The sequence below is a fragment of the Nocardia sp. NPDC058633 genome (assembly GCF_042717045.1).
GTDB lineage: Bacteria > Actinomycetota > Actinomycetes > Mycobacteriales > Mycobacteriaceae > Nocardia.
Genome location: NZ_JBHXRA010000016.1, coordinates 1 through 19,987 on the forward strand (window position 1 = coordinate 1; position 19,987 = coordinate 19,987).

General features: G+C 68.2%; 22 protein-coding genes. 10 read left to right on the top strand and 12 right to left on the bottom strand.

Annotated elements, in window-relative coordinates; all coding sequences use genetic code 11:
- Positions 1-253 precede the first annotated feature (253 nt).
- The 7 genes from rraA to ACFWUR_RS21325 all read right to left on the bottom strand — a co-directional run bounded on the left by rraA (position 254) and on the right by ACFWUR_RS21325 (position 4,778).
- Positions 254-742, bottom strand: a complete 489-nt coding sequence (gene rraA / locus ACFWUR_RS21295) for a ribonuclease E activity regulator RraA (RefSeq protein ID WP_378909034.1) — start codon at positions 740-742, stop codon at positions 254-256.
- Between the two features lie 62 nt (positions 743-804).
- Complete coding sequence (locus ACFWUR_RS21300) at positions 805-1,260, bottom strand: SRPBCC family protein (protein WP_378909036.1); 456 nt, start codon at positions 1,258-1,260, stop codon at positions 805-807.
- A 64-nt stretch (positions 1,261-1,324) separates the two neighbouring features.
- Positions 1,325-2,263, bottom strand: coding sequence for a copper resistance D family protein (locus ACFWUR_RS21305; RefSeq protein WP_378909037.1), 939 nt, complete (start codon positions 2,261-2,263; stop codon positions 1,325-1,327).
- A 6-nt stretch (positions 2,264-2,269) separates the two neighbouring features.
- Positions 2,270-2,785, bottom strand: coding sequence for a copper resistance protein CopC (locus tag ACFWUR_RS21310; protein WP_378909234.1), 516 nt, complete (start codon positions 2,783-2,785; stop codon positions 2,270-2,272).
- Between the two features lie 65 nt (positions 2,786-2,850).
- On the bottom strand, positions 2,851-3,504 hold the full coding sequence (locus ACFWUR_RS21315) for a YcnI family protein (RefSeq protein WP_378909038.1): 654 nt from the start codon (positions 3,502-3,504) through the stop codon (positions 2,851-2,853).
- A gap of 40 nt (positions 3,505-3,544) precedes the next feature.
- Positions 3,545-4,096, bottom strand: coding sequence for a hypothetical protein (locus ACFWUR_RS21320; protein WP_378909039.1), 552 nt, complete (start codon positions 4,094-4,096; stop codon positions 3,545-3,547).
- Between the two features lie 7 nt (positions 4,097-4,103).
- Positions 4,104-4,778 (bottom strand): DUF6474 family protein, encoded by a 675-nt coding sequence (locus ACFWUR_RS21325; protein WP_378909040.1) that lies wholly within the window; start codon positions 4,776-4,778, stop codon positions 4,104-4,106.
- A 218-nt stretch (positions 4,779-4,996) separates the two neighbouring features.
- Between ACFWUR_RS21325 and ACFWUR_RS21330 the strand changes: the two genes are divergently transcribed.
- The 4 genes from ACFWUR_RS21330 to ACFWUR_RS21345 all read left to right on the top strand — a co-directional run bounded on the left by ACFWUR_RS21330 (position 4,997) and on the right by ACFWUR_RS21345 (position 10,093).
- Positions 4,997-6,736 (top strand): TM0106 family RecB-like putative nuclease, encoded by a 1,740-nt coding sequence (locus ACFWUR_RS21330; RefSeq protein WP_378909236.1) that lies wholly within the window; start codon positions 4,997-4,999, stop codon positions 6,734-6,736.
- 13 nt (positions 6,737-6,749) lie between these two features.
- Positions 6,750-8,711: a molecular chaperone HtpG gene (gene htpG / locus ACFWUR_RS21335; RefSeq protein WP_378909041.1), complete on the top strand. Its 1,962-nt coding sequence runs from the start codon at positions 6,750-6,752 to the stop codon at positions 8,709-8,711.
- 102 nt (positions 8,712-8,813) lie between these two features.
- Entirely contained in the window at positions 8,814-9,263 is a 450-nt protein-coding gene (locus ACFWUR_RS21340; RefSeq protein ID WP_378909042.1) for a GNAT family N-acetyltransferase, read from the top strand.
- Positions 9,264-9,742: 479 nt separating this feature from the next.
- Positions 9,743-10,093 carry a MerR family transcriptional regulator gene (locus tag ACFWUR_RS21345; RefSeq protein ID WP_378909043.1) on the top strand — a complete coding sequence of 117 codons (351 nt, stop codon included), beginning with the start codon at positions 9,743-9,745 and terminating at the stop codon, positions 10,091-10,093.
- Positions 10,094-10,229: 136 nt separating this feature from the next.
- On the opposite strand, the gene ACFWUR_RS21350 is transcribed toward ACFWUR_RS21345, so the two are convergent.
- Positions 10,230-10,997, bottom strand: coding sequence for an SDR family NAD(P)-dependent oxidoreductase (locus tag ACFWUR_RS21350; protein WP_378909044.1), 768 nt, complete (start codon positions 10,995-10,997; stop codon positions 10,230-10,232).
- A gap of 266 nt (positions 10,998-11,263) precedes the next feature.
- On the opposite strand from ACFWUR_RS21350, the gene ACFWUR_RS21355 reads away from it, so the two are divergent.
- Both ACFWUR_RS21355 and ACFWUR_RS21360 read left to right on the top strand, forming a co-directional pair.
- The gene (locus ACFWUR_RS21355; RefSeq protein WP_378909045.1) at positions 11,264-12,142 is read left to right on the top strand and encodes an SDR family NAD(P)-dependent oxidoreductase; all 879 of its coding nucleotides are present in this window, start codon (positions 11,264-11,266) and stop codon (positions 12,140-12,142) included.
- Positions 12,139-12,777, top strand: coding sequence for a TetR/AcrR family transcriptional regulator (locus ACFWUR_RS21360; protein WP_378909046.1), 639 nt, complete (start codon positions 12,139-12,141; stop codon positions 12,775-12,777). The genes ACFWUR_RS21355 and ACFWUR_RS21360 overlap by 4 nt, the downstream gene beginning before the upstream one ends.
- 10 nt (positions 12,778-12,787) lie before the next feature.
- Here ACFWUR_RS21360 and ACFWUR_RS21365 read toward each other — a convergent pair whose 3' ends face one another.
- The 4 genes from ACFWUR_RS21365 to ACFWUR_RS21380 all read right to left on the bottom strand — a co-directional run bounded on the left by ACFWUR_RS21365 (position 12,788) and on the right by ACFWUR_RS21380 (position 16,122).
- Positions 12,788-13,495, bottom strand: a complete 708-nt coding sequence (locus tag ACFWUR_RS21365; protein ID WP_378909047.1) for a TMEM165/GDT1 family protein — start codon at positions 13,493-13,495, stop codon at positions 12,788-12,790.
- Between the two features lie 360 nt (positions 13,496-13,855).
- Positions 13,856-14,383, bottom strand: a complete 528-nt coding sequence (locus ACFWUR_RS21370) for a peptidase (protein ID WP_378909048.1) — start codon at positions 14,381-14,383, stop codon at positions 13,856-13,858.
- Between the two features lie 274 nt (positions 14,384-14,657).
- Entirely contained in the window at positions 14,658-15,281 is a 624-nt protein-coding gene (locus ACFWUR_RS21375; protein WP_378909050.1) for a superoxide dismutase, read from the bottom strand.
- A gap of 229 nt (positions 15,282-15,510) precedes the next feature.
- Entirely contained in the window at positions 15,511-16,122 is a 612-nt protein-coding gene (locus ACFWUR_RS21380; RefSeq protein WP_378909051.1) for a hypothetical protein, read from the bottom strand.
- A 336-nt stretch (positions 16,123-16,458) separates the two neighbouring features.
- Between ACFWUR_RS21380 and ACFWUR_RS21385 the strand changes: the two genes are divergently transcribed.
- From ACFWUR_RS21385 to ACFWUR_RS21400, 4 genes are all read left to right on the top strand, one after another.
- Entirely contained in the window at positions 16,459-16,818 is a 360-nt protein-coding gene (locus tag ACFWUR_RS21385; RefSeq protein ID WP_378909052.1) for a rhodanese-like domain-containing protein, read from the top strand.
- Positions 16,819-16,847: 29 nt separating this feature from the next.
- The gene (locus ACFWUR_RS21390) at positions 16,848-17,933 is read left to right on the top strand and encodes a DUF4328 domain-containing protein (protein ID WP_378909054.1); all 1,086 of its coding nucleotides are present in this window, start codon (positions 16,848-16,850) and stop codon (positions 17,931-17,933) included.
- Positions 17,930-18,697 (top strand): glycerophosphodiester phosphodiesterase, encoded by a 768-nt coding sequence (locus ACFWUR_RS21395; protein WP_378909056.1) that lies wholly within the window; start codon positions 17,930-17,932, stop codon positions 18,695-18,697. The genes ACFWUR_RS21390 and ACFWUR_RS21395 overlap by 4 nt, the downstream gene beginning before the upstream one ends.
- Positions 18,698-18,778: 81 nt before the next feature.
- On the top strand, positions 18,779-19,699 hold the full coding sequence (locus ACFWUR_RS21400) for a DUF5926 family protein (RefSeq protein WP_378909057.1): 921 nt from the start codon (positions 18,779-18,781) through the stop codon (positions 19,697-19,699).
- Positions 19,700-19,987: the final 288 nt, after the last annotated feature.

Here is a 19,987-nt window from a genome sequence, read left to right on the forward strand (position 1 = left end):
GTCGCCTACGCAACGGCGGCTGACCGGCGACCCGGCCGCGGACCGGCCACTTCGTGGCCGCCGCTCCCTATGGGTCGCGGGTTGTGGCTGGGAGTGCGGTCATGGCGGACCTGGGGTGGACGGGGTTGCTGGTGATGCGGTCACCCCCCTGGACCGGCTGCGACGGTGTTGTTGGTGCTGTGGTCGCGGTGGACCTCGGGATGAACGGGTGTGGGGTCGCGGTGGAGCTGGGGGTGGACGGGGTGGCCGGGGGTCAGTCTTCGGCTCGGACTACTACTCCGTCGGAGTCGCTGTAGAGCATTTCGCCGGGGACGAAGGTGATGCCGCCGAATTCGACGGTCACGTCCTGCTCGCCGCTGCCGGTTTGGGTGCTCTTGCGGGGGTTGGTGCCCAGTGCCTTCACGCCGATGTCGAGGGTGCGCAGGATGGCGGAGTCGCGCACGGCGCCGTTGACGATCACGCCGGCCCAGCCGTTGTCCACGCCGCGACCGGCGATGATGTCGCCGACCAGCGCGGTGTGCACGCTGGCGCCGCCGTCGACGACGAGGACCTTGCCCTCGCCGGGGGCGCTCAGGGTCTGCTTGACCAGCAGGTTGTCCTGGAAGCAGCGGATCGTGGTGATCCGGCCCGCGAATTCGGCGCGGCCGCCGAACTGGATGAACTGCGTATCGCAGCTACGGATCTCGGGGCCGATCTCGTCGGCCAGATCGGCGGTGGCCACAACATTCGCTGATTCGGTCATGAACCAGATTGTGTCAGGCCCGCCCGTGGCGGTGTTCGTAGGCGGTGCGCTCGCTCGCAGTCTCAGACCTGCTCGCTGTGCGACTTCTCGATCTCGCGAATGAGAGCGTCGGTGGTGTGCTGGACCGCGATCTTCACGAACGGCTCGATCGTCTTGCTCAGCACCTTGCCCGCGATACCGCCGCCGACGGAGAAATTGATGTCGGCGTCCACCGTGCACGCGATCTCGCCCTTGGGGATGAAGCGGAAGGTCGACACGATCTCGATGCCCTTGATCGACTTGGTGGCGATCAACCGGCCCTCTTCCCAGCCGACGACCTCGATACGGGAGGTCAGCGAAGCGGGGCCGAGCTTCATCTTGCCGTCGAACTTCGCGCCGATGCCGTCGGTCTGCGCGGTGACAGGGGTGAAGGATTCGATGCCGTACCAGAACTTCGGCAGATTGCGGTAGTCGTTGATGAACGCGAACGCTGTTTCGGCGGGCGCAGCGCAGTCTTCGACAATCCTCACTTCGGTCATATCGCCACTCTAATCGGTGACGGCGACGCCCCAGGGGACTCGAGGCCGAACGTGACCGAGGTGACTACGCGGTGACCGCCAACGTCGCTGCCAGGCCGAATGCCACGGCCATGACCAGCACGTCGGCGGTGGCGTTGCGCAGGGAGACCTCGGCGGTGACGCGATGGTCGCCGGCCTTGCCCACCCAGGTGCGCCGCCACCACCAGCCCAGCGCGACGAGCGCGCACAACACCGCGAACTTCGCCAACAGGATCCGCCCGTACCCACTGGTCAGCAGCGGGGCGAGCCCACCGAGGCGCACCACGCCGTTGACCAGGCCGGTGAGCGCGACAACGCCGACCAGCGGCGCGGCGATCGTGGAGAACCTGGGCAGGGTCGCGGCCCATTCGCCGCGCGTGCGCAGAACCAGCGCCATGGCGAGCAGCATTCCCAGCCAGCAGGCCGCGGCGAGCGCGTGGATCGCGGCCAGCACCGAACCGAACATCTGCTGGGACATGTGCCCGGTGATCGGCCGCAGCGACAGCGCGACCGCCGCGAACACGAGCACCAGATCGGCCGACGCGGTGTCCGGCCTGCGGAAGGCCAGTGCCGCGTAACAAGCGATCGCGCCGGTGCAGAACAGGATCGCGATGCCGATCTGGCCGCCGCTGAGCCGGCCGAGGAACGTGGTGAACTCGCTCGCGCCGAGCTGGGTCACCGGCACGCCGACGATTTCGGCGGCTTCGCAGACGAGCACGGTGAACTCGGCGGCGAACCAGATGCCGGCGAGGACGGCCAGTGGTCGCCAGGCGAGCGCCGGCCGGTCGTTGAGCCGGGGGAGTGCGGCGAGACCGATCACGACAGCGCCCGCGCAGTCGGCGAGCACGCGCGCGAACGCCACCCACGCGAGCCCGTCGGTCCGGCGCAGAATCCACGCCAGCACCACCCCGGCCAGCGCGGCGGCGACGACCGGCACCAGGATCCGCCACTGCCGCGGCACGGGCGCCCGGCGACCGGTCGTCATCGTCGACTACTTCTTGCGACCGGACCGGCCGCCGAGCAACGCCACCGCGAGGCCCGCACCGAACAGCACGACACCGCCGACGACGAACACCCACACGGGCACCCCGCCGTCGCCGCCGCCGTCGGCGTTGTCCTCGCCCGGACGCGCGCCGGGCGTGCCGGTGCCCGCCTTGCTGAGCGTGAAAGTCCTCGTCCCGCTCACGGGATGGCCGTCGGCCGAGGTGACCCGGAACGCGAGCGTGTATTCCCCGACCGGTCCCAGCTCACCCACTTCCACACTGACACTTCGTCCTTCGACCTGCGCCTTTCCTTTGGACCACAACCGGCCGTCCGGCCCGACGACGGTCAGCGACGGAAAGTTCTGCTGCAGTTCCTCGTTGAAGGTGATGCTGGCCCGCGCCGGACCGACCTCGACGGTCGACCCGTCCTCGGGCACGCTGCTCACCGCACCGGAGTGCGCACCCGCCGGGCCCGCCGCCGCGAAAGCGCAGGCGAACAGAACGGCGAGGAGAGCGACGAGCATCGTGCGTGAGTTGCGCACGGCGAGTGGACCGCCCGCGCGGCCGCTGTCCGCGTGCTCGCCGGCGGTCACGACGACCGCCGGGAGCGGAAGACGAGGCCGAGACCAAGAGCGGCGGCGAACAGACCGAGTGCCAGACCGAGGCCACCCATCCAGCGGGCGACCGTATCGGTCTGTGCCTGTGGGGTTTCGCCGGAGGCGACGTGGTGATCGCCACCCTCGGCGCCGCCGTTCGCGGTCAAGTTGAGAGCGGGCGCGGGGTGTTCCGGCTCGGCGCCGCCGGTGCTCGGCTGATCCCAGGCCACGACCTTGCCGTCGCTATAGGTCTGCTGGGCGGGGAAATCCACCGTGTCCTGGGTCGGCAGCGGCCCGAGCGAGAGCACGAACCGCTGGAACTGGCCGGGCCCCACGCCGGGGTTACCCGGCTCGGCCGACCACACCACGGCGACCGCTTCGCCCTTGTCGTTGCGCTCGACCTTCGAGATCCAGCCCGGCATCGGTTCGGTTCGCACGCTTTTCAGGTTCGGCACGCTCACGCGCAGTGCCGTGGTGGACGCCGTCTCGGATTCGGTGGGCACCTTGAAGGTGGCGACGGTGTACTTGCCCTGCGCGGCGCCCGGCGCCTCGACGCCCACGTGCGCGGCTGCCGAACCACAAGCGGCGAGCACCAGACCCGCCGCGAGAGCGGCGGTACCGGTGCTGCGGGTGATGAAGTTGTGCATGGAATGCCTTCTGTTCGAAGAGTTCTGATGTCGTCGTGAATCAGGCGAACAGTGGCGGTGCGCGCGGACATCGCGCACCCCTCGGACGAGCACCGCGCGCCACGGCGACCGTGGCGAGCCAACGAACAGCGCGTGCCCCGACAGCGGGTGCGGGCGCGCCGATCACCGCCCGAACCACGCTCGACGCGACGAGATACAGCCGCTCGGCAAGGAGGATCAGTGCGGCACAGGCAAACGCCGCGAGCAGGTGTGCGGCGATCATCGCCGCACTCGGCAGATGCAGTAGCCCACCGTGATGGCCGAGCGTCGCCGACAGCGCGAAGTGCCCGGCCCACTGACCACCGATCAACGCGGCGGCCGTACGCACCACCGCGGGGCGATCCGGGTTCGCGAAAGCCGTCAGCCCAGCACGTTTCCCGGGGTCACCCTGCGCGAACATCCCGGCCATCAGCGAAACCAGCAGCAGCAGGGCGATATCCGCCGATCTCGGCACCGCGCCCCCGCCGATCCCGTGCGCGGCCACAGCCAGCGCACCCACGAGTACGCCGCAGCCACCACCGCGCAAGCGGGAGGTGAGCTGCGGCGTGGTCACGGGAGAATCAGCGAACGCCGAGGCGAGCGAGCACGTCGTTCTCCAGCACCGCCAGTTCGGTCGAGATCGACGCGTGCACAGCCTTGCGCCGTGTGGCGGGCATCTGCTCGGCCGTGCGCACCGCCACATTCAGGTCGGCCATGCGCGAGCGCGCCGCTTCGACGAACTTCTCGGTGTCGGCATCGCCTGCCTTGTCGGCGGCGATCTTGTCGAGCGCTTCCTCGGTGTTGGTGATGCGGGCCTGCAGGCGCGCACCGTGCCCGCTGAACTCGCTCAGCTGGTCGAGGCCGATCCCGAGCTGCTGGGCCTTGCGGGCGTCGAGCTGGCCACGCACCATGGTGGCGCCGCGATAAGCCAGCGGGGCGAGCACCGGGATGAGCACCCGCGCGACACCGATGTACTTGCGGATCTGACCGGCGCTGAACAACTCGCGCTCGGCCTTGGCCGCGGCCTTCTGGGCTGCCTTCTCTTCTGCCTGCAGGGTCGCGATCTGCGCCTTGGCGACCTTGTCGGCGGTGCGTGCCTGTGCTTTGGCGGCGCGCCGATTGACGCGCTCGCCCGCCTTGGCGGCCTTGCGCTCGTTCTTGGCGCTCAGTTTCGCCTCCACCGCGGCTTTGTGCTTGAGTGCTTTCGCCTCAGCGCGTCGGCTCGGCCGCCGCTTACGCTTGCTGAACAACCCCATGAGATCAGGCCCTCCGTCATGCTCGCCAAGTCATGAGGCAGTACCGCCTCCAGGCGGCCTGCCGTTCTTCGTAGCGTAGTGGGATCAGGGTAGCGATTGGGCAATGTGTCGGGGGGAGAGGCCATACTGCTTGCGTGCGTGCAGCCGAGGACGACTTCGACGGCGGGCCGGTGCGTAGCCCGGTCCCCGCTTCCGCTGCGCCCGATCGAGGTGCCGATATCGGCGGTTCCCGCGTCTCCTTTTTGGACGCGCGCTCGCTGATCGGGTGCAGACACCGTCTTCGCCTCGATGCCGAGAATCCCGGTGTGCTCGCCGAGGTCCGCGAAGACCCGGGCGTGCAGCAGCGTCGCGATGCCGCCACCGCGCACCGCGCCAAGGTGCGCGACGAGCTGGTCGCGGCCGCCCCCGCCGACTGGGTGGTGATCGACCCGGAGCTGCGGGGGGCCGCCAAGGCCGCGGCGACGATGGCCGCCATCGAGGCGGGCGCCCCCCGCATCTGGGGCGGGCTGCTGCCCCAGGAAGCCGATACCGGTCGACGTGGCGGTGTCGAGATCCTGCTGCGCGACGACGACCGCGGCGGCTACATCCCCATCATCGTGGTCAACCACAAGGTCACCGACCCGCGCCGACCCGACCCGGCCGATTTCCACCCCATGACCTCGGATCTTTTCCGCTGGCAGCCCCGCCGCGACAAGCACGTGAAACTGCGTCCGCAGCCGCGCGATCAGCAGCGCCTCGCCCACCTCTACCGCATGCTGCAGCGCTACGGCATGGCCAGTCCCGCCCTGGTCGGCGGCGCGATCGGCCTGGTCGCCGACCGCATCCTGGTCCACGACCTGACGAGCGTGCTGGCCGATTACGACCAGCGCTACGCCGACCGCATCGCGGTGGTGCGCGGCGAACTGCCCACCCGGCCGTCGAAGGTGCCCGAGTGCAGGCAGTGCCCGTGGTGGGTGCGTGGTCCCGGCGCGCAGTCATCGGATACAGCGCAGTCATCGGATACAGCGCAGTCGTCGGAAACAGCGCAGCCCAGTTGTGAGGCGACGTTGGCGCAGATGCGCGACGTCAGCCTGGTCGCCCCGGGCTCGCGCGCCGAGGTGCTGCGCCTGCACGGCATCGAGACGGTCGATGAGCTGGCCGCCTGGGAGGGCGAGGACCCCGACGACTGGCAGCACGGCCCGTTCGCCGAGACCGTGGTCACCGCCCGTGCCTGGATCGACGGCGCTCCGCTGGTGCGCCGGTTCGAGCAGGTGAGCGTGCGTCGCGCGGATGTGGAAGTCGATGTCGACCTGGAGAGTTACCAGGAAGACGGCGCCTACCTGTGGGGCACCCTGCTCGACGACGTCTATCGACCGTTCGTCACCTGGGATCCGCTGCCCACCGAGGACGAGGGCCGCTCGTTCGGCGAGTTCTGGACCTGGTTGATGGAGCGGCGCGCCGAAGCCCACGCCGCGGGCAAAACCTTTGCCGCCTACTGCTATTCGCGTACCGCCGAGGACAAGTGGCTCTACGAATCGGCGCGCCGGTTCGCGGGTCGACCCGGTGTCCCCACCCACGAACAAGTGCGTGCCTTCGTCGATTCGGCGGAATGGGTCGACATGTTCCAGGCCGTCACCGAGCAGTTCATCTGCCCGAACGGCAAGGGGCTCAAGAAGATCGCCCCCGTGGCCGGCTTCGGCTGGCGTGATCCGGAAGCGGGCGGCGAGGCGTCGATGGGCTGGTACCGCCGCGCTGTCGGCTACGACGCCGCCGTCGACATGTCCCAGCGCACCCGCCTGTTCGTCTACAACGAAGACGATGTCCGCGCCACCCAGGTGTTGCGCGATTGGATGTCGAAGCGGGCCGTCGCCGAGGTGCCTTCACTGGCGGATTTCGGCGCGGTGCGACCGGCGGGCTGGGACACGCAAGCGGAGCGGGACCACGCAGGGTCCTCGGGAGCACCGCGACAGCGGCCGTAATACCATCGGGGGCGTGACTGAGCAGCACGTCGAAACCCTCGAGTTCCAGGCCGAAACCCACCAGCTCCTCGAGCTGATGATCCACTCGGTCTACTCCAACAAAGACACCTTCCTGCGGGAGCTGATCTCGAACGCTTCCGACGCACTGGACAAACTCAAACTTGCCGCCTACCAGGACAAAGACCTGGTAGCCGACACCGCCGACCTGCACATCGAGCTGGAGGTCGACCAGGACAAGCGTGTCCTGACGGTGCGCGACAACGGCATCGGCATGTCCCGCGCCGAAGTGATCGACCTCATCGGCACCCTGGCCAAGTCCGGCACCGCCGACCTGCGCCGCAAGCTGACCGAAGCCAAGTCCGACGCCGCGGCCGAGGAACTGATCGGCCAGTTCGGCATCGGCTTCTATTCCACCTTCATGGTCGCCGACCGGGTCATCCTCACCACCCGCAGGGCGGACGAGACCGAAGGCACCCGCTGGGAAGCCGCCGCGGGCAGCTCCACCTACTCCATCGACACTGTCGCCGACGCGCCGCAGGGCACCTCGGTGACCCTCGAGCTCAAGCCTGCCGACGAAGACGATCACCTCTTCGATTACACGCAGGAATGGAAGCTGCGCGAGATCGTGCGCAAGTACTCCGACTTCATCGCCTGGCCGATCCGCATGCAGGTCGAGCGCACGGTGACCGAGGGCGAAGGCGAGGACAAGGTCGAGAAGACGCTTGTCGAGGACCAGATCCTCAACTCGCAGAAGGCGTTGTGGACGCGACCGCGCAGCGAGGTGAGCGACGAGGAGTACAAGGAGTTCTACCACCACGTCTCGCACGCCTGGGACGAACCGCTCGAGATCATCCCGATGAAGGCCGAAGGCACCTTCGAATACCAAGCGCTGTTGTTCATTCCGTCGATCGCCCCGTTCGACCTGTTCACCCGTGAGCACAAGCGCGGTGTGCAGCTCTACGTGCGTCGGGTGTTCATCATGGACAACTGCGAAGAGCTGATGCCGGAGTACCTGCGCTTCGTCAAGGGAGTCGTCGACGCGCAGGACCTCTCGCTCAATGTCTCGCGCGAGATCCTGCAGCAGGACCGCCAGATCCAGATGATCCGCAAGCGCCTGGTGAAGAAGGTGCTCTCCACCGTCAAGGACATGCAGGGCGCCGAGGATCAGGCCAGGTACCAGACGTTTTGGGCGCAGTTCGGCCGGGTTCTCAAGGAGGGCTTGCTCTCCGACACCGACAACCGCGAAACCCTGCTCACCGTCTCGTCCTTCGCCTCCACCGCGTCGGAGTCCGAGCTCACCACGCTCGCGCAGTACGTGGAGCGGATGAAGGACGGCCAGGACTCGATCTACTACATGACCGGTGAAAGCCGTGCGCAGGTGGAGAATTCGCCGCACCTGGAAGCCTTCACGGCCAAGGGTCGCGAGGTGCTGATCCTCACCGATCCCGTCGACGAGATGTGGGTCGGCTCGGTCCCGGAGTTCCAGGGCAAGAATTTCCAGTCCATCGCCAAGGGCGAGGTCGACCTCGAGACCGAGGACGAGAAGAAGGAAACCGAAGCCCTGCGCGAACAGCAGGACAAGGACTTCGGCGACCTGCTCACCTGGCTCGGCGCCACGTTGACCGATGTCGCCAAGGAAGTGCGCCTCACCAACCGCCTCACCACCTCACCCGCCTGCCTGGTCGGTGATGTCTACGACTTCACCCCCATGCTCGAGCGCATGTACCGCGCCTCGGGCCAGGCGCTGCCGGAGTCCAAGCGCATCCTCGAGCTCAACCCGACCCACCCGTTGGTCACCGGCCTGCGCGACGCCTACGACGCCCGCAAGTCCGACGCCGACGAAGGCAAGGTGCCCGAACTCGCCGAAACCGCCGAACTCCTCTACGGCACAGCGGTTCTCGCCGAAGGTGGCGAGCTCAAGGATCCGGCCCGCTTCGCCCAGCTGCTGACCGAGCGGCTCACCCGCACGGTCTGACAGAACAACCGCCTCCCCGCGACCCACGAAAGTCGCGGGGAGGCGGAACAGTTCACCCCGAATTCCGGTGCTGACGAGTCACATCGGGGCCACCATGGAGTGATGGTGGGGCACGAGATCCGACGGGCGAGACCCGACGACTACGACAGCATCATCGGCATAGTCGACAACTGGTGGGGCCGCGCGGCCGTCCACAACCTTCCCCGCATGTTCCTCGACCACTTCCACCGCACCAGCCTCATCGCCTCCGATGACGGCGGTCTCTCGGGTTTCCTGGTGGGTTTCGGTTCTCCCTCCGACCCCTACACGGCCTATATCCACTTCGTCGCCGTGCGTCCCGACGCCCGCAAATCCGGCCTCGGCAGGGCCCTCTACGAAGCCTTCTTCACCATCGCCCGCTCGGACAACCGCACCACCGTCTCCGCGATAACGTCGCCCGCCAACTACACCAGCATCGACTTCCACCGCAGCCTCGGCTTCACCGTCGCGGGCCCCATCCCCGACTACAACGGCCCGGGCCGCTCCCTGATCACCTTCACCCGCCCCGTATAACCGCTGGTCGGTCTCTTCGGCATGCGTGGGGATCTGCCGTGGATCCGTCGTCCGGCGCGGGTGCAAAAAATCTGTTGTGGTGGGGGTAGACATTCTCGAAGGCGAGGGTATATAGTCGCAGTCGTTCCGAAGAAGAAATCAGGTGGCCGGGCAGGTGAACTGCCCGGGACAAGAAGTTCGACCGTCCCCTTTCGGCGGAGAAGAGAATCCGGTGCAGTCGGCCGGACCGCGCAGGGGGCGATGAAGCAAGACAGAAGAAGCAAGTGAAGTGAAGTACCGCAGGTAGAACCGACGATTCAGGAGGTGGTGGCCACTGATCAGCCATTTAGATGTCCCGCATCCCGAGAGTTGTCGGGTGCGGTTTATCAGATCGGCCGCTGCGGCCGGTGAAGGCAAGTGAAATCAATCCCTCAGTCGTAAATCACGGCCCCGGCGCCCAGCGCGCCGGGGCCTTCCGGCGTTGAATCCCGAGAGGCCTCGTGCAGCACCCGAACATCAATTCCGCCGACGGTCCCAGCGCCGCGGACAAGCTCGACGACGACACCTACCCCGCCTACAGCATGGGGCGCGCCGCCGAGATCCTCGGCGTCACCCAATCGTTTCTGCGCGGCCTCGACGCGGCACGGCTGCTGACCCCCCAGCGCTCGGCGGGCGGGCACCGGCGCTACTCGCGCTACCAACTACGCATCGCCGCGCGCGTGCGCGAACTCGTCGATCTCGGCAACGCACTGGAGGCGTCGTGCCGAATCGTGATCTTGGAAGACCAACTCGCCGAGGCGCAGCGCATCAACAGCGACCTTCAGCGCGAACTCGACATCCGCGACGACTGACGGCCCACCGGTGCCCGGTTGTCGGCGCGACTTGCGGCCGGCGGCATGATCGGCGACACCGCCCGAGCGGCGGGCACCGTCATATGAAAAAACGGCGCCCGGCCGATTCAGCCAGGCGCCGTCGATCAGGACAGGACTAGCGCGGTGCCATGCGCAGCGCGCCGTCCATCCGGATGGTCTCGCCGTTGAGGTAGTCGTGGGCGGCGATGTATTCCACCAGCTGGGCGTACTCGTCCGGGCGGCCGAGGCGGGACGGGAACGGGACGCCCGCTTCCAGGCCCGCGCGGTACTCGGGGGTGACGCCGGCGAGCATCGGGGTGTCGATGATGCCGGGGGCGATGGTGTTGACGCGGATGCCGAACTGGGCGAGATCGCGAGCGGCGGGAACGGTCATGCCGTGGACGCCGCCCTTGGACGCGGAGTAGGCGATCTGGCCGACCTGGCCCTCGAAGGCCGCCACCGACGCGGTGTTGACCACCACGCCGCGCTGGCCGTACTCGTCGACCGGTTCGGTCTTGGCGATCGCATCGGCGGCCAGGCGCATCACGTTGAACGTGCCGAGCAGGTTCACGGTGATGACGGTGCGGAACAGTTCCAGGTCGTGCGGGCCGTTCTTGGACAGGATGCGACCCGCCCAGCCGACGCCGGCGCAGTTGACCACGATGCGCAGCGGCGCCGGGCCTTCGGTGATCTGGGCGATCGCGGCGGCCACCTCGTCACCGCTGGTCACGTCGGCCGCGATCAGCGTGACGCCGGCGGGGACGTTGTCGCCCGCGCGCTCGATGGACTGGGGGACATCCAGGCCGAAGACGGTGGCACCCGCGTCGGCGAGACGCTTGGCGGTGGCGGCACCGAGGCCGGACGCGCCTCCGGTGACAATGGCAGCGGTACCCGAAATCTCCACGACAAAATCCTCCTGTGTCTAGGTGCGGCTGGTGCCGCTGTTCTCGGCGATCGACTCCGCCTGTTCCCTACCTACGGGTACTCCTTCGTCGCACCTTTCGGTCGGTCCAGCGATGCAGACGCGCCGAGAACCCGTGGCTCACGGCTTATTGTGCCGCTTGCCAATAGTGGCACCCTAGCGTGTCGCCGGTGTGGTCTGGAACACCCATCTCGAGCGGTGGCGAAATCGTCGTGAACACCAGTGTTTACCGGTGGTAGCGTGCCGTCATGAGATCGTTCGCCGGTCCCTCGGTGGCTGGACGCAAGGTCCTGATCACCGGGGCAGCTCGCGGGATCGGTGCCGCGCTCGCTCGCAGGTTGGCCGCGCGCGGGGCCGAGGTCGCGTTGCTCGGATTGGAACCGGAACTGCTGGCCGAAGTGGCCTCCGAATGCGGCGATGTGCCGTGGCGGTATTGCGATGTGGCCGATCGGGGACAGGTCGAGCGGGTGGTCGCGGCGTTGGTCGCCGAACTCGGCGGGCTCGATGTGCTGGTGGCCAACGCGGGAGTCGCCAAGCAGATGGCGATGATCGGCGGCGATCCGTCGGTGTTGGAGGAGACCCTCGCGGTGAACGTGCTCGGGGTCGCCTACACGGTGTCGGCGGCGGGTGCGCATCTTTCGCATCCGGGCGGGTATGTGTTGATGATGTCGTCGATCTCCACGGAGGTGCAGCTGCCGCTCGGCGGGGCCTACAGCGCGTCGGCGGCGGCGGTGGCCTCGCTCGGCGCCACGTTGCGTGCGGAACTGCGGTCGACCGGGGCGAAGGTGGGGGTGAGTTATTTCGCCGGGATCGAGACCGACATGACGGTGCGCGGGTTCGGTACGGCGGCCGCGCACAGCATCCTCGGGGAGACCAGTCTCACCGGGAAGTCACCGGTCGGGCCCGCGGTGGAGGCGCTGGAACGCGCCATCGCGCGTCGCCGGAAAACCGTGGTCTCACCCTGGTGGGTGGCGTGGGTCCGGCCGTTCCGGCTGCTGGCCCAACTGGTCGTGCAACGGGTGCAGGGCGACCGCCTGGCCCGCGCCATCGACATCGCCCGCACCGAGGACGTCGCATTCACCACCGAACAGCCCGCCCGACCCCGCAGATTGGAACGGCAATCATGACCGATTCGACCCTGCGGCAACAGCTTCCGCGTGGACGCCACCATTTGTCACGTGAGGAGGTCGTCGCCTCCCAGCGTGAGCGCATTCTCGTCGCGATGGGCGAGGCGATGACCGTGGGCGGCTATGTCGGCACGCCGGTCGCGGCCGTACTCAAGCGGGCGGGAGTTTCACGGGAAACGTTCTACGAGTTGTTCCGCTCGAAGGAGGACTGCTTCAAGGCGGCCTTCGATCGGGTGTCGAGCGCGCTGGCCGAGAAGCTACAGGCGGTGATCGCCGAGTGCGCCGACTCCGACGCGCTCACCAGGATGGACCGCATCCTCACCGCCTACTTCGACCACATGATCGACGACCCGGCCTCGGCCCGCCTGTTCCTGGTGGAGGTCTACGCGGTGGGACCGTCGGCCATCGAGGAGCGGATGGCCTTGCAGCACCGCTTCGTCGAGGTGGTGGCCACCATGCTCGGCGCCGAATCCGAGGAGCAGCGGTTCGCCTGCGCGACCCTGGCCGCCGCCATCGGCGCCATGGTCACCGGCCGGATCGCCGCCGACGACCCGGAGAGTCTGCGCGGCATCAAGGAACAGCTGATCGCCCTGGCCGCACGCTCCGGCACGCTCTACGGCAACGCCTTCGCCTGACTCTCGGAACTCAGCTCCCGACCTCGGCGAGCTCGCCGACCCGCTCGGCCTGCTCGCGGCGCCGGCGCCACCCGGCGACTCCGACGCCGACCAGCGCGGGCGCGATCAGGGCGACCCCCGCCGAACCCCAACCGCCCAGCGAGGGCACGAACGCGCCGAGAACGGTCTTGGCGGCGAAGAACAGGAACAGCAGGCCCGACGCGATGGCGATGGCGCGCTCGGGGAGGTGCTTGCCCGCGATCTTGCCGACCAGGATCGCCAGTCCGCCCGCGGCCACCATGCCGGCGACCGAGCCGATCCAGACGGCCAGCCAGTTGTTGTTGGAGGCGAGCGCGGCGGCCGCGAACATGGTGCGGTCGCCGAGTTCGGCGAGGGTGAAGGCGGAGATGACGACGAGGAAGGCGTTGCGAGCGCTCGGTGGCTCAGGAGCTTCTTCGGGGTCGTCGGCGCTGGTCAGCGCATCGCGCAGCGTCCAAAGGCCGACCGCCAGCAGGGTGAGCGCGGTGATGACGGCGATGGCGTTCGCGGGGAGCGCGGTGCCGAGGAAGTGGCCGACGCCCGCGGCGATGAGGTTCACGGCGACGCTGGCGACGCTGATGCCCGCCAGTACCACCCACCAGCGGTAGCGCAGCGAGAAGGTCAGCGCCATGAGTTGCGATTTGTCGCCGAGTTCGGCGAGGAAGAGCACGCCGAAGCTCAGTAGAATCGTGGCGATCATGAGGTCAGCTCCCAGGTGAGTACTCCGGCCTGTGGCTGAAAGACGGGTGCGCCTTCAGCCACACCGGTCGTGGTGATCGGTTCGTGGCCGAAGGTCTCGCCCACCGGTGATGACCGGTCCGCGCAGCCGGACCGCGCCGAATCCGGCGGCGATCAGTATGTCGACTACGCGATTGTGGGCTACTCCCCTTCGCTGTTGTCCACTCTAGCCCGGTTGCTCCCTGGATGCCAAGCTCGCGTTGTCGAAATCTCAATGGGCGCAATAAGTTTGGGTACGCTGCGGTGATAGTTCGGCGTCCCTGATTTCAGGGGTACGCCGACCCGTTGCCAGCCGTTCGCCGAGCCGCCACGCGGGAAAAGCTCAGGCCGCCAGCAGCATTGCGAGCACGGCGGTATCGGGATCGCTGATCAGATCCATCCCGACCCGGCTCACCAGCGAGGTGATCGTGCCGTCGAGCTCGGCTTCGGCCCACGCCGCACGGTGCTCCAGGCCGAGGTGCGGCACGCCGGGCAGCAGCACGCATCCCGAGGCCGCGCCCGCGCATTCGGGCAGCGACGGGCGGGTCTCCGACGGCGGATGCAACATCAGCAGCGCGGGCGGCACGTGCGCGGCGAACCGGCCGGGTTCGATCGCCTCGGCCCCGAGCACCGGCCCCTCCGCCATCACCAGCCCCACCGTGCCCGGTTCCGGATCGTCGGGCAACTCCTCGCGCACCCCGAACACCGTGGTGGTCACCAGCAGGCCCGGCATCGACGCCACCCGCACGGCCAGCACCAGCACCTGCGCCCATTCCTTGGTGGTATCCGGCCACCGCCCCGAAACCACGAACCCGCACAATCGCCCACGCGCCTGGAACGGCGTGATCCCGATCGGACCCTGAGTATTCATGATGGCCTCCCGACACCGGGGGCGACTATGCCCGTATATGACAGGGATAGCCCTAAAACCATCTGGCACACAAGTACCAAAGAGTGCCAGTTCGCCTCGCCGGTCTTCGCGCCGGTCGTAGGACGGGTCGACCGAAATCGGGCGGGCACGCGGTGATGTGCGGCGAGACCCGCGGAACATGCCGATGCGAGACCCCCGTCCAGGCGAGATCGGACAGCACGAAAGAGGCCCCTCGACAACGCTGTTGTCAAGGGGCCTCTCGCGAATTCGCTGGTTACCCGAAGATCAGGCCCTTGCCCTGCGACACCGCGCGGGCGAAGCGGTCCTGCACGTCGGCCCAGTTGACGACGTTCCAGAACGCCGTCACGTAGTCGGCCTTGACGTTCTTGTACTGCAGGTAGAAGGCGTGCTCCCACATGTCGACCTGCAGCAGCGGGATGATGCCGGTGGGCACGTTGGCCTGCTGGTCGTACAGCTGGAAGGTCAGCAGCTTCTGGCCCAGGGTGTCGTAACCCAGGACGGCCCAGCCGGAGCCCTGCAGGCCGTTGGCGGCAGCGGTGAACTGCGCACGGAACTTGTCGAACGAACCGAACTGGTCGGCGATGGCCGCGGCCAGGTCGCCTTCCGGCTGGTCGCCGCCGTTGGGGGAGAGGTTCTTCCACCAGACGGAGTGGTTGTAGTGGCCACCGAGGTGGAAGGCCAGGTTCTTCTCCAGCAGCAGGATGGCAGCCAGGTCACCCGACTCGCGGGCCTCCTCGAGCTGCTCGAGGGCCTTGTTGGCGCCTGCGACGTAGGCAGCGTGGTGCTTGGTGTAGTGGATCTCGTTGATCTGACCGGAGATGTGAGGCTCCAGTGCGCCGAAGTCGTAGTCCAGTTCCGGCAGCGTGTAGACGGCCACGATGTCCCTTTCCGTATGTCGGGCTGTGTGCGCCCAATTGGACGACAACACCAACCATCATTCGTACACCCGCCCCGTGCAACCCGCGCACCTTGCCCCCGCATTCCCCACCGCGTCGAGCAATCCTGATGCGTGGCCACCGACATGCACCGCCTGGCCCGGGCGACCCGGTAGCCACCCGGGCCCGGTACGCGCCTTATCTGTCCTTACCGAAGCTTCGTGCCGATCCCTACAGCGGCGGTGCGATGTCCGCCTTGGTGGTCCGCGCATCACCCGTAGCGTGCGCATCCCACCACCGACGCCCACCGTCGATGAACTCGTTCATCGGAATCTCACGCCCGGCCGGATCGGTTACCGAGATCTTGTCGAACCACACGCGAACATCGAGTTCGCGCGGATCGATGCCCTCCTCCTGGGAGAACTCGATGACATGGGCGGCGATGCGCTGATCGAGCACCGTGTCGAAGCTGAGCAGCTCACTCCACAGCGTCCAGCCACTGTCGTCGAGGTCGATGAACTCCCACCCGTGGAGTCCACCGCCGCCGAAGCTCTGGATGGCCTCGTCGAGCTGGTCGAGGGTCAGGGGAAGCACCCGGGCGTCGACGTCGTCCCAGCGCTGGATGCGCAGGGAGGCCGCGACGCGGGTGACTCCGGTGAAGGTGAGCAGGACTTTCGTGTCGATCGGCGCGGGTCCATCCGTGGGTAGCGTCAGCACCTCCAGAGCGAGTTGCAATCGGCCCGCCGCGGCATCCACTTCTACGCCTAGACACGTGGATTCGGACAAAGCGGTATTCAAGCCGTTGATGTCGAAACTGTCGAGTAGCCCCCTGCTCACGTTCATGCGCCCAGGCTACCGATCGGGCCGCCCAGATCCCAGGATTTAAGATTTTCTCTAGTGTTCTCGTTTTTATGGAACCGAATCGGTCCCGCTCGCGTCCAAGTAGATGTCGGGACAGAACGCACTGCACGAATCCCGACGTCAGCGGCGAACGACCGCTCCGGGATGACATGGAGGGGAGTCCCGGATCGGTCGTTCCCGGCTGGTCGTGCCCGGCTGTCGGTGCGGTAGGCGACCCGCTCCGGGCGATGATGTGCTGACCGGTAGCTGAGGCCCGCGCGGCACGTCGTCCTCGCACAGGCGCGCCCGGCGATGCGTGCGGCATGGCAGGATCGAGGCGTGACGAGCTCCGATGTCCCCACGGTGCCGGTGGGTGCGGTACCCGCCGCGTTCGACCACGCGGACCCGGCGCCGGGCGCGCAGCTGCTCGACGTGCGCGAACCCGACGAATGGAACCTCGGGCACGCGCCCGGCGCGATCCACATTCCGATGGTCGACGTGCCCGCCCGCCTCGACGAGCTCGATATCGACGCCGAGCTCTACATCGTGTGCAGGCAGGGCGGCCGCTCACTCGAGGTCGTCCGGTATCTCGCCCACATCGGGTACGAAGCGGTCAATGTCGCGGGGGGCATGGTGGCCTGGCAGCAGACCGGCCGCCCGGTGGTCGCCGACGGCGACCACGAAGCCAAGATCTACTAGTCCGGAAGCGGGGTGCGCGGGTGAGTTCGGTGGTGCAGCCATGTGCGCGTTGTGGTGCGCGGTGGGCCGTGCAGGGCGCGCCGATGCACTGGTGCCCGCGCTGCCGAGGGGTGCTGCTCTCGCCCGGCAAGGTCGACGCGCCGCCCGCCCAGCGCAACTACCGCTGGGTCGCGCGCCGACCCGACCATCGCACCCGTAAGGCGGGCACGACCACGCCTGCCCCGCTCGGGCCGACTCCGCGCTATACCCAGATCCCGCGCTGGGGCCTGCTCGATCCGCCGCCCGCCCCGACTCGCACCCCCGAGCGCCCGCTGCGCGGCATCGCCGCCCGCCGCGACCGACTGCTGGTCGTCACCGCGTTCGCGTTCGTGCTCGCCGGCCTCGCCGAGTACGGCCGCTACCTGATCCTGTTGCAGAACCGCGCCCGGCTCATCCCCGGCTGGCTGCTGTCGATCTCCGACGCCACGGTGCTGGTGTTCGGCGTCATCGCGCCGATCTGTGCGTTGGTGACCGCCGTGTCGCTGGCCGCCTGGCTGATCGAAGCGCGCACGATCGTGTTCACGGCCTACGGCAAGCGTGATCCGCGCAAGCGGTGGTCGCTGATCGCGGGATGCCTTGTGCCGGGCGTCAACCTGATCTGGCCGGGCGTGTTCCTCACCGAACTGCTCGGAGCCGACTCCGATCCTCGTTCGCGGCGGGCCGTGCGGATCTGGTGGTGCGCGTGGGCTTTGAGCGGGCTGCTGTGGATCGCGGCGACCCTGTGGCGCGACGCGTCGACCTTGCAGGCCGAGGCCGACGGCGTCTCGTTCACCGGTTTCACCAACCTGTGCGCGGCCGGTTTCGCGGTGCTCACGCTGTGGATGGTGCGCACGCTGGAGGGCCGTGACCTGCGCGGGGACATCAGGTCGGCGCATCGATGGGTGATGGCGGCCGATCCCGCCGAGGTCGTCATCGCGCCGGTCGAGCCGGGCGCTGTCGCCGTGCACGACAACGCCGAGCACGACCACGCCGAGCACGATGGGGCCGAGCACGATTGGGCCGAGCACGAGGAGATCGAACGCGCGGATTCTGCCCGGACAGGCGAGAATGCGCAGGAGGAGGTCGTGGCCAAGTGAGCCAGAACAATCGCGCACCCTTCGTGGTGGCGCATCGTGGCGCGTCGGCGGCGCGACCCGAACACACCCTCGCCGCGTACGAGCTGGCCCTGCGGGAGGGCGCCGACGGTGTCGAATGCGACGTTCGGCTCACCCGCGACGGCCACCTGGTCTGCGTCCACGACCGCACCGTCGACCGCACCGCCGACGCGACCGGCTTGGTCAGCGAACTGACGCTGGACGAGTTGCGCGACATGAACTTCGGCACCGACGACGAACCGCAGGGCGTGCTCGCGCTGAGCGATCTGATCGGGCTCGTCCTCGACTGGCGCACCCGTCCGACGAAGCTGTTCATCGAGACCAAGCACCCGGTCCGCTACGGCGCCCTGGTGGAGAACAAGGTGCTCGCCGAACTCCAGCGCTTCGGTATCGCCACGCCTGCCTCGGCCGATCACTCACGCGCGGTGGTGATGTCGTTCGCGGCGACCGCGGTCTGGCGGATCCGCCGTGCCGCGCCGCTGCTGCCGACGGTGCTGCTCGGCGAATCGTCGCGGTTCCTCGGCGGCGGCGCGGCCACCACGGTGGGTGCGACCGCGGTGGGGCCGTCGGTGAAGACCCTGCGCGAGCATCCCGAACTCGTGGACAAAGCCGCCGCGGCGGGCCGGGCCACCTACTGCTGGACGGTCGACGACCCGGAGGACGTGACGTTGTGCGCCGATCTGGGCGTCAGCTGGGTCGCGACCAACCACCCCGGCCGCACGAAGGCCCTCCTGGCCGGGGTCTGAGCGCCCAGTCGTTCGGGGCCCGAATGTGCCTGGGCAGGGGGCGCGGTCCGCGAACTTGCCGCTCGGCCATAAACTCCACGCGTGGGTAAAAGCAAGCGGAACAGTCCGAAGCCCGACAGTAATCGGGCCGAGCGTCTCGCGCAGCGGCGTGCGGCGCAGGAGCAGGCATCGGCGGCCGTGACGCGGCCGTTCGAGGGGCTTGCCGCCGAATGTGATCTGGTGGCGCTGCGGGAGTTCGTGCCGTCGGCGACCGCGACCTTGAAGCTCGCGCCCGGTGTGGCCGCGCAGCGTGAGGTCACCCTGGCGACGGTGCTGCCCGGCGCGGTGGCCGCGCTGGTGCGCGCCGGTGACGAGCCGGTCGGCTTCGTCGGCACGCAGATGCAGTTCCGCGGCGATGACCCGTCGGCCGATATCGCGGCGGCGATCCTGTGGACCCAATCGGCCGAGCCCGGGGAGTCGTTGAACTCCGCCGACGCCATCGACGGTGGTCCGCGCCTGGCCGATGTCATCGATCCCGGTGCCGACCTCGAGCTCACCGTGCACCAGGACTTCGACTGGTGGGTGCCCGAGGGTGTCACCCCGGATCCGCAGGTGGCGGCGACGATCGAGCAGGCCAAGCAGGCCATCATGCCGTCGGCGCGGCTGGACCTCGGCCCGGATTCCGTCGGCGCGGCCTGGTGGGTCGACGCGGGCGAGAAGGCGCATGTGCGCTGGGTGCGTCCCGAGGACGAAGACTCGCTGATGCTGGCGCTGGCTCGCGTGCACGCCACCGGTGGTCTGCACCTGGGCGAGGGCTCGCGTTTCGCCGGCTCGTTCCGCACACACGGCCTGCTGGTGCCGGTGTTCGACCTCGATCCCGAGCGGCACCCGGCCGAATGGGAATCGCCGGCGCGTGAATTCGGGGCTCGGCTGGCCGAGGCATTGGCCACCGACGCGGAGATGACCAGTGAAGAGCGTCGTTCGCGCGATGGACTGCGTTCGCGTCAGGTCACCCTGCGCTGAACTTAATGAAACATGCCTCTTTCACTGATTCGTTCGGCTAAGTTCTCGACTGAACCGGACAATCGGTGATGAGGAAAGTAAGAGGCATCGTGGAATTTCTCGGATCTATCGCCGGACTCGCGCAGATCTTGATCGGTACCGTGCTGGCCAACACCGGCTCGGGTGGCTCCGGCTCCGGCTGGTAGACGCACAGTAGAAGCAGAAAGGGGTTGGGGGGCCGGGCCCCGGGCCGGCCCCCCTTGGGGGTGGGGCGCTTTGCGGCCGCCGGGGGCCGCACGGGCCCCCCAC

Coding starts and splice junctions, on each gene's coding strand:
- rraA (WP_378909034.1), bottom strand. CDS start 742: ATGACCGAATCAGCGAATGTTGTGGCCACCGCCGATCTGGCCGACGAG.
- ACFWUR_RS21380 (WP_378909051.1), bottom strand. CDS start 16,122: ATGAACGTGAGCAGGGGGCTACTCGACAGTTTCGACATCAACGGCTTG.
- ACFWUR_RS21355 (WP_378909045.1), top strand. CDS start 11,264: ATGAGATCGTTCGCCGGTCCCTCGGTGGCTGGACGCAAGGTCCTGATC.
- ACFWUR_RS21360 (WP_378909046.1), top strand. CDS start 12,139: ATGACCGATTCGACCCTGCGGCAACAGCTTCCGCGTGGACGCCACCAT.
- ACFWUR_RS21315 (WP_378909038.1), bottom strand. CDS start 3,504: ATGCACAACTTCATCACCCGCAGCACCGGTACCGCCGCTCTCGCGGCG.
- ACFWUR_RS21305 (WP_378909037.1), bottom strand. CDS start 2,263: ATGACGACCGGTCGCCGGGCGCCCGTGCCGCGGCAGTGGCGGATCCTG.
- ACFWUR_RS21340 (WP_378909042.1), top strand. CDS start 8,814: ATGGTGGGGCACGAGATCCGACGGGCGAGACCCGACGACTACGACAGC.
- ACFWUR_RS21310 (WP_378909234.1), bottom strand. CDS start 2,785: ATGCTCGTCGCTCTCCTCGCCGTTCTGTTCGCCTGCGCTTTCGCGGCG.
- ACFWUR_RS21325 (WP_378909040.1), bottom strand. CDS start 4,778: ATGGGGTTGTTCAGCAAGCGTAAGCGGCGGCCGAGCCGACGCGCTGAG.
- ACFWUR_RS21365 (WP_378909047.1), bottom strand. CDS start 13,495: ATGATCGCCACGATTCTACTGAGCTTCGGCGTGCTCTTCCTCGCCGAA.
- ACFWUR_RS21300 (WP_378909036.1), bottom strand. CDS start 1,260: ATGACCGAAGTGAGGATTGTCGAAGACTGCGCTGCGCCCGCCGAAACA.
- ACFWUR_RS21370 (WP_378909048.1), bottom strand. CDS start 14,383: ATGAATACTCAGGGTCCGATCGGGATCACGCCGTTCCAGGCGCGTGGG.